Origin of the sequence: Arthrobacter castelli DSM 16402 (assembly GCF_000430705.1) — a bacterium.
Lineage (GTDB): Bacteria > Actinomycetota > Actinomycetes > Actinomycetales > Micrococcaceae > Arthrobacter_C > Arthrobacter_C castelli.
This window is the reverse complement of record NZ_AUMN01000011.1, coordinates 78,207-92,837: the sequence shown is the minus strand read 5'-3', so window position 1 is coordinate 92,837 and position 14,631 is coordinate 78,207. Positions and strand designations below refer to the sequence as shown.

Below are 14,631 nucleotides of genomic sequence, written 5' to 3'. Positions count from 1 at the left end.
CGGACGGCCTGGTCAGATCCAGCCGGCTTCGCGTGCTTTAATTGCTGCTTGAAAGCGGCTGCCGGCGCCCAATTCCTCGAGCATCCAGGCGATATGCCGGCGGCACGTCCGGACGTTAATATCCAACCGCCGGGCGATTGCCTCGTCGCCATGTCCGGCGGCAAGCCCCTTGAGGATTGCCTGCTGGACATTGTTCAATTTCGACGGCGAAGGCATGTTCTCTTCCGGGAGAAACGGCGTAGCTACATCCCATGCAGCGTTGTAGATATCGGTAAACACTCTGATCAAATTCACGTCACGAATCACCAAGGCGGCTAAGTCGTTGCCCAATTGCCGTGAGGCGACTACGAGGTTTTGGTCAAAGATCATGAGCCGAAGGGGGATCTGTGGGAGCGTACGGTATTGTCCACCCGCCGGTGTCAGTGCTTCGACTGCCCTTCGTGTCGGCACGTGGTCGCGGGTTGTGTCGTGACTGATGTTCTTACGCACAACGCCGTTCGCAAGAAGGGTGAGGTCCTTTTTGATCCCCTCCTCGTGAACGTCCGCATTGTATCCTGGACCTGGTTGTGCGATCAGTACCTGCTCTGTGACATCACGTCCGTAGTCGATGATCAGCCGCTGGATCTGAACCGGGTCTTCAAGTACTTCAACCGAACTCTCCAGAGCCAATTTTCGCCGGGCGTCCAAATAGACTGGAACAAGGCTGGAGAAGTCCCTTCGGCGTTTCGTTATGGAGCCGCGCAGTTCCTGAAGGTGTCGCTCGTCGTCGTCGACAAGTTCCGACAGTGCCACGTCGGGAGACATTGCTACGTACAAATCCGATTCTTCGCTTGGCTTTCGAAGCAGACGCTTGTCGACAAGCTCGGAGATTGCTTCATTCAGCTCCCGCATGGAGTAACCTAGAGCATCTGAGGCATCCTCTTTGGACCACCCTGGCTGAGCGACGGCGAACTGGTACAGCTCGTAAGATACCTCCCCCAGCACGAGCACTTCCCTCCCTATTAGTTTCAAGGCACATCCTCAAAGTCACACTACTGGCAATGTGTCGTGATCGGGAGAGCATCCCAATAGCCGGCGCATTTTCCGCCAGCCAATCATGCAAAAGCATGACATGGCATTAAGTTGCCAGTTTACACGCGGACCGGACTTCCGGCGGAGCGAAACCGCAACTTTCCCTATAATCGGCGGATCCGTGGGAGGAGAGGTCGTGCGGTGGCTGTCGTTGATGGCCGGTGCAGTCCTTTAGCGGCAATGTCCGGATTATGGCGTCTATCTAACTAGACAGGGCGGCGTAAAGCAGGAATTCTTGAATTGTCAGGGCACCAAAGCCCGGATGAGGTAAGCAGGTTCCACCTGAAGGGGAGATCTCATGTCGAAGAACATTAGGCGGTATACGGCCGCTTTGTTCATTGCCGCTGGTGCACTTTCAATGTCGGCACCGGCGATGGCCGCAACGCCGTCGATCGAAAGCGCGGACGTTGTCGAAATTCAGCGTCAGGGCACCGTCTATCAGCCGGCTATTTGGGGCTGGCCACAGAAGACCTAGGTCAGCGTACCGGGGGGGCTTGAAATTTTAGAACCCGGTGGCCAGCGTGGGCTGCCGATAATTGTCTACAGGAGGTGAATTCCATGACCCAGGTTGCGACACTGCAAGAAGATACGGGAACCCTCGGTTCTCCGTTGTGGTGGACCGTTTCTGCCTACACAGAAGACCTGGCCGTGGCAGACGCCGTCGTAGGCGATTTGGTTGCTCCGCTGGCAGCCCAGGCTCGTGTGCTGGGTGTAGAGCGCTGGTTCTACACCCGGAGCACGGACCAGATGGGACCCCACATCAAGGTGAGGTTCATGGGAAGCCGCAGGACACTCGAGCGGCTGCAGCGGTTCCAGTCCGCTTTGCGGGGTCGGTTGAGCCCCCGGTTGGCGCGGCTGGATATCGAGCAACAGTATGTTGCCGGAATTAACCGCGAGCATTACAAGGGCACACCCACCGGCGAACTGGACGGCAGGCACGAAGCCGAACTTGCCAGATACGGTGGTGTGGAAGCACTCCAGTTGGCTCAAGAGGTATTTGAGCTCTCTTCAGATTTGGCAGTGTGGGCCAGCCAGCGGTTCAGCAAATCACAGAACCGTTCCGCGATGGCGGCCCTGCTGCTCTCGGACTCGGCGCGGGCTATGTTGCGAGGCCCGCGCTCGGGGCAATGGCCGGATCGGCGCCGCCTTTCATGGGATTACTACTGGGATAGTCACCTGAAATGGCGTACTGCAGACTTGGGGCGGAACGGGCCCCGGGCACGGGCGGCAATGGTGGAGCAGGTGTCCACCAAAGCGCAGCCGATGCATTGTCTGATGGCAGCAACTGCATCGGATGCTGCAGTACGGACCTGGCGGCGGCGCTGGTCCGGATCTATCGACACTTACTTAGACCGGGCAGACAAGGCCAGGGCAAGCCGGAGCGCACAGCATCTGACGCTCCATCAAGCGCAGATGATGTTAAACAGACTCGGTTTCACTCCAAGCGAGGAAGCAGCGCTCGGTCTTTACGCACGAACCTGGACACAGGAAACAGAAGCCCAACTAGTGGAAGTACGTCGATAATGACCGCTGAAACAGATATCAATTGGGCCGCAGACGCTCAAGACCTGAGCGCAGCGCTTGGTTGTTCGGTAGATGTAGTCGAGCGGATGAGGATCCTCGGATTCCTGTCACCGCACGGAGATTTATTCAATCTGGCACCGGCCCGGGATTACGTGAGGGACGCAGCCTGGGCCGCACAAGTTTGGGGCTGACAAGCCTCAAAAAGCCGGTAGCCGTTCCGCTTCCCCCCAGCGGAACGACTACCGAAGCATGGCGACCGCCCTGCCTCCCCCCAGCAGGGCGGCCGCCAATCACTAGGTCCTCCCCGGCCGTCACTCCCCCCAGACGGCCGGGGATGGAGCTTTTAACTTACTCCTCAGTAGGTGTCTTTGAATAGTCCTTTCAAGAATTTCCTTTCCGGGGTCGCCAACCCGGCTCCCGGCAGACGTCGGCGCCGGGCTATTTTCGATGCCTGATTATCGACGTCGGTACGCGATCCGTACACGGTCCCTGCGGGGTCGGTACCCTTAACAGACACGCGCCGCCTGTCGCCGCAGCCCGCGCTAACGTATGGTTTTTTTATGGACTCAGTACGAAATCAGCGCGCCGCATCCCTTCCCGCAAAACTGTCCCGTTCCTGGCTGCTGGAAGCAGCGGGCGAGAACGCAAACTTCACCGATGCCTTGGCGTCGGAGGCCGATTCAGTGGTTTTCGATATTGAAGACGCTGTGCCGGCCGACGGGAAGGAAGCTGCCCGTAAACGGGTGATCAATGCGCTCAATGAAGGACTCACCGCCTGGGTCCGGATTAACGCCATCGACAGTGAGTTCTGGTCCGACGACCTGGCTGCCCTTTCCGGGACGCCGGGACTGCGGGGGGTCATGCTGGCCAAGACCGAACGACCGGAGCATGTATCGCAGACGGCCCTGCGGCTCCGTGCGGGTACACCAGTCCTGGCGCTGATCGAATCGGGGCTCGGCGTTGAGAATGCGACGGCGATCGCCTGCGCACCGGGCACCTTCCGCCTCGCCTTCGGCGTCGGCGATTTCCGCAGGGATACCGGCGCGAGCGACGAGCCAATGGCCCTGGCCTATGCGCGGTCCCGCCTGGTCGTGGCCAGCCGCGTCGGTGAACTCCCCGGCCCCATTGACGGACCGACCAACAGCACTGATGAGCAGGTCCTGCGGGACGCCTGTGACGTTACTGCCTCAATGGGCATGACGGGGAAACTGTGCCTCAAGACGGAGCAAACCGAAACGATCAACTACGGGCTGAGCCCAAGCCAGAGTGAGGTTCAATGGGCACACGAGCTGTTGCTCAAGCACAGCACCGGCGAGGTCGAAGGCGATGGCAGCTACCTTCCGCGGTTGGCACGAGCCCAAAAGATCAACGATCTGGCCGACTCGTACGGTTTGTGGAACAGCTGAGCACCAAGACTAGACTGTCCGGATCATGATGACTTTCATCCGCAAGTACCGTGTGCCCATTGCCTGGATGGCGATCACCGCGATGGTGCTCTCCGTCGCCTACGGGCTGTTCACCGGCCTGTCCGTCTGACGGTCTCCGATATGCGAGGCGATCGAGGCCCGGATTCCGGCGAAATGGTCGTTGAGAAGACGTGCCGTTGTTTCCTTGTCGCCTGACTTGAACGCCTCGAAGATCTTTCGATGCTCCACGGCGCTGCCTGTCGCCTCGTCTGCCATTGGACCAAGTTCAGCACGCAGGGCCTCCGATACGTCGCGAAATGCCGACATCAGGTCGAGCAGGATGGGATTGTCCAGGGGCGCGAACAGCCGCTGATGAAAGTCGGTTCCGGACGTAGCGGATGGATGAGCTCCGGCGGCCGCTTCCTCCATGACGACGACGGCCGACTGCAGTTCGACAATGTGCGCCTCGGTCGCCAAATCCATGGCAGCACCGATGAGGCTCGATTCCAGCTGTTGTCTGGCCTCGATGAGTTCCAGGGCTTCATGACCTTCGTGCCGCAGGGCAAGTCGTCCACGGAAGGTGAGGCCATCAGCCAACGCGGCAAAGTTGTTGGCCGCCACGAACATCCCGAAGCCATGGCGGATTTCCACCACTCCCAGGGCCTGAAGCACTTTGAGGGACTCACGGAGGGTGTTGCGACCGACCCGCAGCGCCAATGAGAGGTCATTCTCCGTGGGCAAGGGATCGCCCGGGCTCAATTCGCGCTCGAGGATCAGATCCATGATCCCTGTTTGAAGCGCGCGCAGTCTGGCGTTTGCACTGAAGTGGGGAGGCGGCGTCGCCAGGTCTGAACTCATTCCTCTCTCCTGACCGCAGGTATCCCCCCTGGCAGTGCAGTGACGGGTGTGTTCCGTTGCTGCAGGATCAGGCTATCGGATGTCCCTGATCGTGCGACAGACCGGCAGTGCATTGACAGGCGTGCGGCGGGGGACTGAAGAGAACATCCACGACGCCGTTGGACCGCCTGATACGTTCAGGAGCATGGATCTTGATCAGACGCTGACCCGGAGAATGCACGATCTCTACACCGGATTGCACGCCAATCCAGAGTTATCGATGCAGGAGCATCAGACGGCCGAACTCATAACCAGCCGCCTCGAAGCCATTGGTGCGGAAACGTTCCGCTGTGCGGGAACCGGCGTCGTCGGCATTCTCCGCAATGGCGAGGATCCAGTGGTGGGATTCCGCGCGGACACCGATGGTCTGCCAGTGGCCGAAGACACCGGACTGGAATACGCCAGCACCGCCAGGGGCGAGCTTCCCGACGGCACGGAGGTGCCGGTGATGCACGCCTGCGGCCACGACACGCACGTCACCGCCGCGTTGACGGCGGCGGAGCTGCTGTCCGCGCAGCAGGGCACCTGGGCCGGCACGATCGTATTCATTTTCCAGCCCGGCGAGGAAACAGCGGCCGGTGCCAAGGCAATGGTCGACGAAGGACTTTGGGACAGGGCGCCCCGTCCGGAAATCATCTACGGGCAGCACGTGATGCCGCAGCCGGCCGGCACCGTGCGGGTCAGCCGCGGAACTGCGATGGCCATGGCCGATTCCTGGAAAGTGACCGTGTACGGAAGCGGCGGCCACGGGTCGCAGCCTCAGGACACCACCGATCCGATTGTGCTCGCCGCGCACATGGTGGTCCGGATCCAGACGATCGTGTCCCGCGAAGTCGACCCCAGGGACTCCGCCGTCGTCACCATTGGCTCCTTCCACTCCGGGCTGAAAGAGAACATCATCCCTGCCACGGCCGAGTTCACGCTCAACGTGCGCAGCTTCGATCAGCAGGTGCGGGACGATGTGCTGGGCGCGCTCCGCCGCATCATCAGTGCTGAAGCCGCGGCCTCCGGCGCACCCGAGCCGGATATCGCCGAAATTTCCACCTTTCCGCGGTGCTACAACGACCCGGACTCTGCTGATGCGCTGTTGACCGCTTTGCGCGGCGAACTGGGGGAGGAGAACGTTGAGGAGAGCCGGCCGCTGATGGGCAGCGAGGACTTTGGTGCCTTGGCCGAGGCGATCGGGGTGCCGTCGGTGTACTGGTTCTTCGGCGGCCACCCGCCGGAGATGTTCGACGCCGGCTCACAGGTTCCCAGCAATCACTCACCGCAGTTCGCTCCGGTCATGGAACCAACGCTGACCAACGGCGTTCGAGCGGCCGCGACGGCGATCCTCTCGAGGCTCGGAACTTAGCAGTCTGCAGGATGTCGCGACTGACCGCCCCAGGCACTGGCGGGATTTGCGCCTTTTTGCACAGCGGCGGCGCCGGACGATATCCTGTGATTCGAAACACCACATAATTGCATATGCCCTCGATCGTAGCGGGAGAGTCCGGCAGGTGACGCGCAAGTCGCCCGGCCGGCGCCGTAGGAGCAAATCCTCCCCAGGAACCTCTCAGGCCCAGCACCGCTGCGGAAGGCAACTCTGGAAAGCAGCCGGTATGCCGGCTCACCAACGGTGCAAGCGGATGTCACGTCCGCGGAATCTCTCAGGTCCACTACAGAGCGGGGAGGAACCCACGATCAGGTGTGTGTCAACACGCCGCAACCTTTGGAGTTCCAGATGACCGTTCACCCCACCACCTTCACTGATCGTCACATCGGTGCCCGCAATAACGACGCCGAAGCCATGCTCAAGACGGTTGGCTATCCAAGCGTTGAGGCGCTGGCCGATACTGCCGTGCCCGCCAGCATCCGGCAGCAGGCTGCGCTGGACCTGCCCGCAGCGCGCAGCGAATCCGAGGTGCTGGACGAACTGCGCGCCATGGCTTCAAAGAACCAGCCCCGGGTGCAAATGATCGGTCAGGGCTACTACGACACCACCACCCCTCCGGTCATCCTGCGTAACGTGCTGCAGGCGCCGGGGTGGTATACCGCCTACACCCCCTATCAGCCCGAAATCTCCCAGGGCCGACTCGAGGGGTTGCTCAATTTCCAGACCATGGTCCAGGATCTGACCGGCCTGCCGATTGCCAATGCCTCGCTGCTGGATGAGCCCAGCGCCGTGGCCGAAGCGGTGCAGCTGATGCGCCGCACTAACAAGAAGCAGGCGCACGGCAAGATCGTCCTCGACGCGGACTGCCTGCCGCAGACGATCGCCATTGTCACGGGCCGGTCGTCGGCACTGGAGTTCGAGGTGGAGGTCGCCGACCTGTCCCAGGGGCTGCCCGACGGCGACATCACCGGCGTCGTGCTGCAGCAGCCCGGTGTCTCCGGGAAGATCCACGACCACGCGGCGCTGATCTCCGATGCCAAGGAACGCGGCGCGATGGTGACGGTCGCCGCGGACCTGCTGTCGCTGACACTGCTCACCCCTCCCGGTGAACAGGGTGCGGATATCGCCGTCGGCTCCGCCCAGCGTTTCGGGGTCCCGCTGTTCTTCGGCGGCCCGCACGCCGCCTACATTTCCGTCCGCAACGGGCTGGAGCGCTCGGTGCCCGGCCGCATCGTGGGAGTGTCCAAGGACGACGCCGGCGCCACCGCCTTCCGCCTGGCGCTGCAGACCCGCGAGCAGCACATCCGCCGGGAGCGCGCCACCTCGAACATCTGCACCGCCCAGGCGCTGCTGGCCGTCGTCGCCAGCATGTACGCCGTGTATCACGGCCCCGAGGGGTTGCGGGCGATCGCCACCTCGGCCCACGACTCGGCCCGCACGCTGGCCTCGGTGCTCTCCGGCGCCGGTATTGAAGCCATGCACCAGCGCTTCTTCGATACCCTGGCCCTGAAGGTCCCCGGCCGTGCCGCCGACGTCGTTGCCGCCGCAGAGTCCGACGGCGTGAACCTGCGCCATGTCGACGCCGACCACGTCGGGGTTTCCTGCGACGAGACCACCACCGGCGCCCACCTGGCGACCATCGCTGCCGCCTTCGGAGTCAAGGACGCCGGGCAGGCGATCGCCGATGCCTCCGCCGGCGGGGCGCACGGTTTCGACATCGAGCCGGAGCTGCAGCGGACCTCGGCCTACCTGACCCACCCGGTGTTCCACTCCTACCGCTCCGAGACCCGGATGATGCGCTACCTGCGCCGGCTCTCCGACCGGGACCTGGCGCTGGACCGGACCATGATCCCGCTCGGGTCGTGCACCATGAAGCTCAACGCAGCCGCCGAGATGGAAGCGATCAGCTGGCCCGAATTCGCCGGCATCCACCCCTTCGCACCGGACAGCCAGACCGCCGGCTGGCGTGACCTGATCGGCGACTTGGAAGGCCGGCTGGCCGAGATCACCGGATACCACACGGTTTCCATCCAGCCGAACGCCGGATCGCAGGGCGAGCTGGCGGGCCTGCTGGCCATCCGGCGCTACCACCAGGCGCGCGGCGAAGGCCAGCGCAACGTCTGCCTGATCCCCGCCTCGGCGCACGGCACCAATGCCGCCTCGGCCGTGCTGGCCGGGATGAAGGTCGTGGTGGTTGCCACCGCCGAGGACGGATCCATCAACCACGACGACTTCACCGCCAAGATCGACGAACATGGCGAGGCGCTGGCCGCGATCATGATCACCTATCCGTCCACCCACGGCGTCTATGACGACGACGTGCGGATGGTCTGCGACGCCGTCCACGAAGCCGGCGGACAGGTCTACCTGGACGGGGCCAACTTGAACGCCTTGGTCGGACTGGCCAAGCCGGGCGAATTCGGCGGCGATGTGTCCCACCTGAACCTGCACAAGACCTTCTGCATCCCGCACGGCGGCGGCGGACCCGGCGTCGGGCCCGTGGCAGTGGCAGAACACCTCACCCCCTTCCTGCCCGGAGACGCCGCCCAGTGGAATGTCGACGGTGGCACTTCGGCGGTCGACCAAGGGAGCGCCTCGGTGGTCGACCAAGGGAGCGCCAGCGACCGCGTGGAGACCCCAACCGGCGTCCCGATCTCTGCGTCCCGCTACGGTTCGGCCGGCGTGCTGCCCATCTCCTGGGCCTACGTGGCGATGATGGGCGGCGAAGGCCTGACCGAAGCGACCCGCGGCGCGCTGCTGGCCGCCAACTACGTCGCCACCCGGCTCAACGACTACTTCCCGGTGCTGTACACAGGTGCCGACGGGCTGGTCGCCCACGAGTGCATCCTCGACCTGCGGGACCTGACCGCGCGCAGTGGCGTCACCGCCGAGGATGTCGCCAAGCGGCTGATCGACTACGGGTTCCACGCACCGACGCTGGCCTTCCCGGTGGCCGGGACGCTGATGGTCGAGCCCACGGAGTCCGAGGATGTGCACGAGATGGACCGTTTCTGCGACGCGATGATCTCCATCCACGCGGAAATGGAGGCCGTCGCCGCCGGGACTTACCCGTTGGAGCAAAGCCCGCTGCGGCTGGCCCCGCACACCGCCTCCGCCGTCGCCAGTTCCGACTGGGACCGCCCGTACACCCGCGAGGAAGGGGCCTTCCCGCTGTCCTCGCTGCGGATGGACAAGTACTTCCCGCCGGTGGGCCGGATCGACGGCGCCGCCGGTGACCGGAACCTGGTGTGCAGCTGCCCGCCGATCGAAGAATACGCCAACTAGGACCCCTGAGCAGCTGGAAGCAGCAAAGTATAAGCACCGCAGGCATAAGCACCAAGGAAGAGCGAGAACGTGACGATGAACAGTACTGATACCGGCGTCAGTCGGCACACGGCCTTGTATGGCGAGCACGAAAAGCTGGGGGCCTTCTTCACCGACTTCGGCGGCTGGCAGATGCCGCTGAAGTACCAAAGTGAACTGGCCGAACACAAGGCCGTTCGAGAAGCGGCCGGCTTGTTCGACCTCAGCCACATGGGCGAAGTCCGGGTCACTGGCCCGCAGGCGGCCGAGTTCCTCGATTACGCCCTGGTGGGCAAGCTGTCCGCGGTGACAGTGGGCCGGGCCAAGTACTCGCTGCTGTGCACCGAGGACGGCGGGATCATCGACGACCTGATCACCTACCGCCGGGCCGAGGACAGCTACCTGGTGGTGCCCAACGCGTCCAACGCTCCCGCCGTCGTCGCCGCCTTGACTGAACGGGCGGCACAGTTCGACGTCGAGGTGGCGGACCAGTCGGTCGACACCAGCCTGATCGCCGTGCAGGGACCGGAATCGGAAGCCATCCTGTTGTGGCTGGTCGACGCCTCGCAGCACCAGGACGTGACCGAGCTGAAGTACTACGCGGCGACCGACGTCCTGCTCAACACCTCGGTTGGCCCGATTGATGTGCTGCTGGCCCGCACCGGGTACACGGGCGAGGACGGGTTTGAGCTGTACCTGCCCAATGCGCAGGCGGCGGCGCTGTGGACGGTGCTGCTGGACGCCGGCAAGGAGGTCGGCCTGACGCCGGCCGGACTCGCGGCCCGCGACTCGCTGCGGCTGGAAGCGGGAATGCCGCTCTACGGCAACGAACTGTCCCTGCAGACCAGCCCCTACGCGGCAGGACTCGGGCCGGTCGTCGCGCTGGCGAAGAAGGAAGGCGACTTCGTCGGGCGCGCCGCGCTGGAAGCGAAGAAGGAGCAGGGCGCGGACCGCAAGCTGGTCGGCCTGACGGGGCAGGGGCGGCGTGCTGCCCGGTCGCATTACCCGGTCACCGTGGATGGAGCCACCATTGGCGAGGTCACCTCCGGCGCCCCCAGTCCCACGCTCGGATACCCCATAGCCATGGCCTACGTTGACGTGGCCTACGCCGAGCCGGGAACCACCGTCGACGTTGACCTGCGCGGCAAGCCGCAGCCATTCGACGTCGTCAAGCCACCCTTCTACAAGCGCGGCTGAGCACCCGGCACCAGCCACAACGCCGGCCACGCAGCACGCGCAGTACCAGCACCATCACCAGCCACGCCGACGAAAGGCGCACCACATGAGCAACATCCCCGACGGCCTCCGCTACTCAGCCGAACACGAATGGGTGGACACCCAAGCCTCCAACGGCACCCGGATCGGCATCACCACCGTCGCCACCGACGCCCTGGGCGACATCGTCTACGTGGACCTGCCCGAAGCCGGGGCCAGCGTCACCGCCGGCGAAGTATGCGGCGAAATCGAGTCCACCAAGTCCGTCTCCGACCTGTTCGCCCCGGTCACCGGCACCGTCGCGGCAGTGAATGACGCCGTCGTCGACGACCCGGCGCTGGTCAACAGCGACCCGTACGGCGAAGGCTGGCTCTTCACCGTCGAGGTGAGCGAGGAGGGCCCGCTGATGAGCGCGGCCGAATACGCCGAGAAGAACGGAGCCTGACCGTGAGCATCCAGGCCGAAACCACCGGCGTGAGTTCGCAGATTGACGCGGACCTGCGGGACATCGACCCCGAAGTCGCGGCAGGCATCGACGCCGAACTGGTCCGGCAGCAGACCGGGCTGGAGATGATCGCCTCCGAGAACCACACCGCGGCGGCGGTGATGCAGGCTCAGGGCTCGGTGCTGACCAACAAGTACGCCGAGGGCTATCCCGGTCGTCGCTACTACGGCGGCTGCGAACACGTCGACGTGGTCGAACAGCTCGCCATCGACCGGGTGAAGGACCTGTTCGGGGCGGACTTCGCCAACGTGCAGCCGCATTCCGGCGCCCAGGCCAACGCCGCGGCCATGCACGCGCTGATCACCCCCGGCGACACCATCCTCGGGCTGAACCTGGCGCACGGCGGGCACCTGACGCACGGGATGAAGATCAACTTCTCCGGCAAGCTCTACAACGTGGTGCCCTACACCGTCAGCGCCCAGGACTACCGGGTGGACATGGACGAAGTGGAGCGCCTCGCCCTCGAGCACCGGCCGCAGATGATCGTCGCCGGCTGGTCAGCCTACTCCCGCCAGCTGGATTTCGCCGAGTTCCGCCGCATCGCGGACAGCGTCGGCGCCTACCTGATGGTGGACATGGCGCACTTCGCCGGGCTTGTGGCCGCCGGGCTGCACCCCAACCCGGTGCCGCACGCCCACGTGACGACGTCGACCACGCACAAGACGCTGGCCGGCCCGCGCGGCGGCATCATCCTCTCCACCGACGCCGCCGTGGCGAAGAAGATCAATTCCGCCGTCTTCCCCGGCCAGCAGGGCGGGCCGCTGGAACACGTCATCGCCGGCAAGGCCGTCGCCTTCAAGCTAGCCGCCACCGACGAGTTTGCCGAACGCCAGCAGCGCGTGCTCGAAGGCGCCCGGATCCTGGCCGATCGGCTGTCGCAGCCGGACGTGACCGGAGCCGGCATCTCCGTGCTCACCGGCGGCACGGATGTGCACCTGGTGCTGGTCGACCTGCGCAACTGCGGACTCGATGGCCAGCAGGCAGAGGACAGGTTGGCCGCCGTCGACATCACAGTCAACCGCAACGCGGTGCCGTTCGACCCCCGCCCTCCGATGGTGACCTCGGGGCTGCGCATCGGCACCCCGGCGCTGGCAGCCCGCGGGTTCGGACCCGAGGCCTTCGCCGAGGTATCCGACATTATCGCCCAGGCACTGCTCGCCGGGGAGGACGAGGACCTCAGCGGTCTCGCCTCCCGCGTGGAGCAGCTGGCCCGCACCTATCCGCTCTACCCAGGACTGGCGCCGCTCAGTTCCGCCGGTCCGGAACAGGACTAAATCATGGCCGTCGGCGTGTTCGACCTCTTCACCGTGGGCATTGGCCCCTCCAGCTCCCACACCGTGGGACCGATGCGGGCCGCTTCGGTGTTCGCCCGCGAACTGGTGCAGCAGGACCTCCTCGACCGCGCCGCGTCCCTGCGGGTGGACCTGTATGGTTCGCTGGCGGCCACCGGCAAGGGACACGGCACCATGACGGCCGTGCTGCTGGGGCTGGAAGGCTACGACCCGGAGCTGATCCTGCCCGATCAGGTCGACTCCCGGCTGGCAGCCATCGCCGAAACCGGCGAACTGCAGCTGGGCGTTCAGGTTGCCATGGAGGGGAACGACGGCGGCAGCACTGTTTCCGGTCACGGCAGCGCCGCCGGCGGCCGTGGCAAGCCGATCAAGTACGGCGTGGACGACATCGTGATGCGTCCGCTGACCATCCTGCCCCGCCACACCAACGCGGTCAGCTTTGAAGTGACGGACGACGGCGGCAACAGCCTGCACAGCGCCACCTTCTACTCGGTGGGCGGCGGGTTCGTCGTGCGGGACGGCGAAGAGGACGCGGCGGCCAACGAACTGGACGCCTCCAAGGCCGAACAGCCGCTGCCGTTCCGCACCGCCGTCGACCTGCTGCAGCACTGCACCAACGAGGGCATCAGCATCGGCGAGGTGATGCTGGCCAATGAGCGCGCCGACCGCTCCGACGGCCAGATCCGGTCCGGGCTGCTGCACATCCGCGACGTGATGGAAGCCTGCGTGGAAACCAGCATCCAACGCACCGACGTGCTGCCCGGCGGGCTGAAGGTGCGGCGCCGGGCGCCGGGCTGGCACCAGCGACTGTTGTCCGAGGACCCGGACGGCGATCCGAAGTTCTGGCAGGAATGGGTCAACTTGGTGGCGCTCGCCGTCAACGAGGAGAACGCCTCGGGCGGCCGGGTGGTGACCGCACCGACCAACGGCGCCGCCGGCATCATTCCGGCCGTGCTGCATTACGCCACCCGCTACACGGACGGCATGGCCACGGCCACCCAGGAGGAGCGCGACGACGTCGCCGTCCGGTTCCTGCTGGCCGCGGGCTCCATCGGCGTGCTGTACAAGGAACAGGCCTCCATCTCCGGCGCCGAGGTCGGCTGCCAGGGCGAGGTCGGATCGGCCTCATCCATGGCGGCCGGGGCGCTCGCCGAAATCATGGGCGGCACCCCCGAGCAGGTGGCCAACGCCGCCGAAATCGCGATGGAGCACAACCTCGGCCTGACCTGCGACCCGATCAGCGGACTGGTGCAGATCCCGTGCATCGAACGCAACGCGATCGCCTCGGCCAAGGCCATCAATGCGGCGAAGATGGCCCTGTGGGGCGACGGCAGCCACCACGTCTCCCTCGACGACGTCATCGTCACCATGCGCGAGACCGGCAAGGACATGAGTTCGAAGTACAAGGAGACAGCCGAGGGCGGCCTCGCCGTCAACGTCGTCGAGTGCTGAGGGACGCTCAATCCATCGGAACCTGCCGGAATGCTCCGCTTTGGGACATCTGACCGGCGGCGCGCACGGCATTTTGTCCCAAAGCGGAGCGGAATGGTCCGACGACGGCAATCAGGCGTCGGTGCCCTCGGTCGCTGCCTGGTCCATCCACATTAGTTCCCAGATATGCCCGTCCGGGTCGGCAATCGACGCGCCGTACATTCCGGGCATGCTCTCGGCGGCAGCGGTGTAGACGGTGCCTCCACTGGAGGCGGCCTTCTCCACGAAGGAGTCGACTTCCTCTCGTGATTCGCAGGTGAGGCAATTGAGCACTTCCTTGGATTCCGAGGTCACGTGCGGGCGGTCTCCCTCGTTCAGGAAGCCGGCGAAGAAGTCCTGTTGCAGCAACATCACGACAATGGTGTCGGAAATGACGATGGAGGTGGCTTCCTCGGAGCTGAACTGAGGGTTCTTGGTGAAACCCAGTCCCAGGTAGAAGTCCGTCGCCTTGCTCAAATCGGTGACCGGGAGGTTGGGGAGAATCATGCGTTCCACGATGTGTCCTTTCGTCGGCGGTTTACATCCATAAGACGGAGCGCATCCGGAAATTTC

General features: G+C 64.6%; 12 protein-coding genes and 2 riboswitches. Of the genes, 9 read left to right on the top strand and 3 right to left on the bottom strand.

Features of this window, described 5'->3' with window-relative positions:
- Positions 1 to 12: 12 nt before the first annotated feature.
- Positions 13 to 891, bottom strand: a complete 879-nt coding sequence (locus H535_RS0113225) for a helix-turn-helix domain-containing protein (RefSeq protein WP_245580306.1) — start codon at positions 889 to 891, stop codon at positions 13 to 15.
- A gap of 478 nt (positions 892 to 1,369) precedes the next feature.
- Between H535_RS0113225 and H535_RS29035 the strand changes: the two genes are divergently transcribed.
- From H535_RS29035 to H535_RS0113210, 3 genes are all read left to right on the top strand, one after another.
- Positions 1,370 to 1,546, top strand: a complete 177-nt coding sequence (locus H535_RS29035; protein ID WP_155838684.1) for a hypothetical protein — start codon at positions 1,370 to 1,372, stop codon at positions 1,544 to 1,546.
- Positions 1,547 to 1,629: 83 nt separating this feature from the next.
- On the top strand, positions 1,630 to 2,595 hold the full coding sequence (locus H535_RS0113215) for a lantibiotic dehydratase C-terminal domain-containing protein (protein ID WP_026819927.1): 966 nt from the start codon (positions 1,630 to 1,632) through the stop codon (positions 2,593 to 2,595).
- 560 nt (positions 2,596 to 3,155) lie between these two features.
- Positions 3,156 to 4,001 carry an HpcH/HpaI aldolase/citrate lyase family protein gene (locus H535_RS0113210; RefSeq protein WP_026819926.1) on the top strand — a complete coding sequence of 282 codons (846 nt, stop codon included), beginning with the start codon at positions 3,156 to 3,158 and terminating at the stop codon, positions 3,999 to 4,001.
- Between the two features lie 99 nt (positions 4,002 to 4,100).
- Here the strand turns inward: H535_RS0113210 and H535_RS0113200 are convergent, their stop codons facing one another.
- Positions 4,101 to 4,859 (bottom strand): FadR/GntR family transcriptional regulator, encoded by a 759-nt coding sequence (locus H535_RS0113200; protein ID WP_026819925.1) that lies wholly within the window; start codon positions 4,857 to 4,859, stop codon positions 4,101 to 4,103.
- Between the two features lie 184 nt (positions 4,860 to 5,043).
- Here H535_RS0113200 and H535_RS0113195 point away from each other — a divergent pair, with 184 nt between their 5' ends.
- The 6 genes from H535_RS0113195 to H535_RS0113170 all read left to right on the top strand — a co-directional run bounded on the left by H535_RS0113195 (position 5,044) and on the right by H535_RS0113170 (position 14,040).
- Positions 5,044 to 6,252: an amidohydrolase gene (locus tag H535_RS0113195; protein WP_026819924.1), complete on the top strand. Its 1,209-nt coding sequence runs from the start codon at positions 5,044 to 5,046 to the stop codon at positions 6,250 to 6,252.
- Between the two features lie 119 nt (positions 6,253 to 6,371).
- A riboswitch (glycine riboswitch) is annotated at positions 6,372 to 6,478 on the top strand.
- A riboswitch (glycine riboswitch) is annotated at positions 6,479 to 6,572 on the top strand.
- Between the two features lie 49 nt (positions 6,573 to 6,621).
- On the top strand, positions 6,622 to 9,558 hold the full coding sequence (gene gcvP / locus H535_RS0113190) for an aminomethyl-transferring glycine dehydrogenase (RefSeq protein ID WP_026819923.1): 2,937 nt from the start codon (positions 6,622 to 6,624) through the stop codon (positions 9,556 to 9,558).
- 75 nt (positions 9,559 to 9,633) lie between these two features.
- Complete coding sequence (gcvT, locus tag H535_RS0113185) at positions 9,634 to 10,773, top strand: glycine cleavage system aminomethyltransferase GcvT (RefSeq protein WP_026819922.1); 1,140 nt, start codon at positions 9,634 to 9,636, stop codon at positions 10,771 to 10,773.
- An 85-nt stretch (positions 10,774 to 10,858) separates the two neighbouring features.
- Positions 10,859 to 11,236: a glycine cleavage system protein GcvH gene (gcvH, locus tag H535_RS0113180; RefSeq protein ID WP_026819921.1), complete on the top strand. Its 378-nt coding sequence runs from the start codon at positions 10,859 to 10,861 to the stop codon at positions 11,234 to 11,236.
- Between the two features lie 2 nt (positions 11,237 to 11,238).
- Complete coding sequence (gene glyA, locus H535_RS0113175) at positions 11,239 to 12,570, top strand: serine hydroxymethyltransferase (RefSeq protein ID WP_281171251.1); 1,332 nt, start codon at positions 11,239 to 11,241, stop codon at positions 12,568 to 12,570.
- A 3-nt stretch (positions 12,571 to 12,573) separates the two neighbouring features.
- Entirely contained in the window at positions 12,574 to 14,040 is a 1,467-nt protein-coding gene (locus H535_RS0113170) for an L-serine ammonia-lyase (RefSeq protein WP_026819919.1), read from the top strand.
- Positions 14,041 to 14,151: 111 nt separating this feature from the next.
- Here H535_RS0113170 and H535_RS0113165 read toward each other — a convergent pair whose 3' ends face one another.
- The gene (locus H535_RS0113165; protein WP_051299281.1) at positions 14,152 to 14,565 is read right to left on the bottom strand and encodes a VOC family protein; all 414 of its coding nucleotides are present in this window, start codon (positions 14,563 to 14,565) and stop codon (positions 14,152 to 14,154) included.
- Positions 14,566 to 14,631 lie beyond the last annotated feature (66 nt).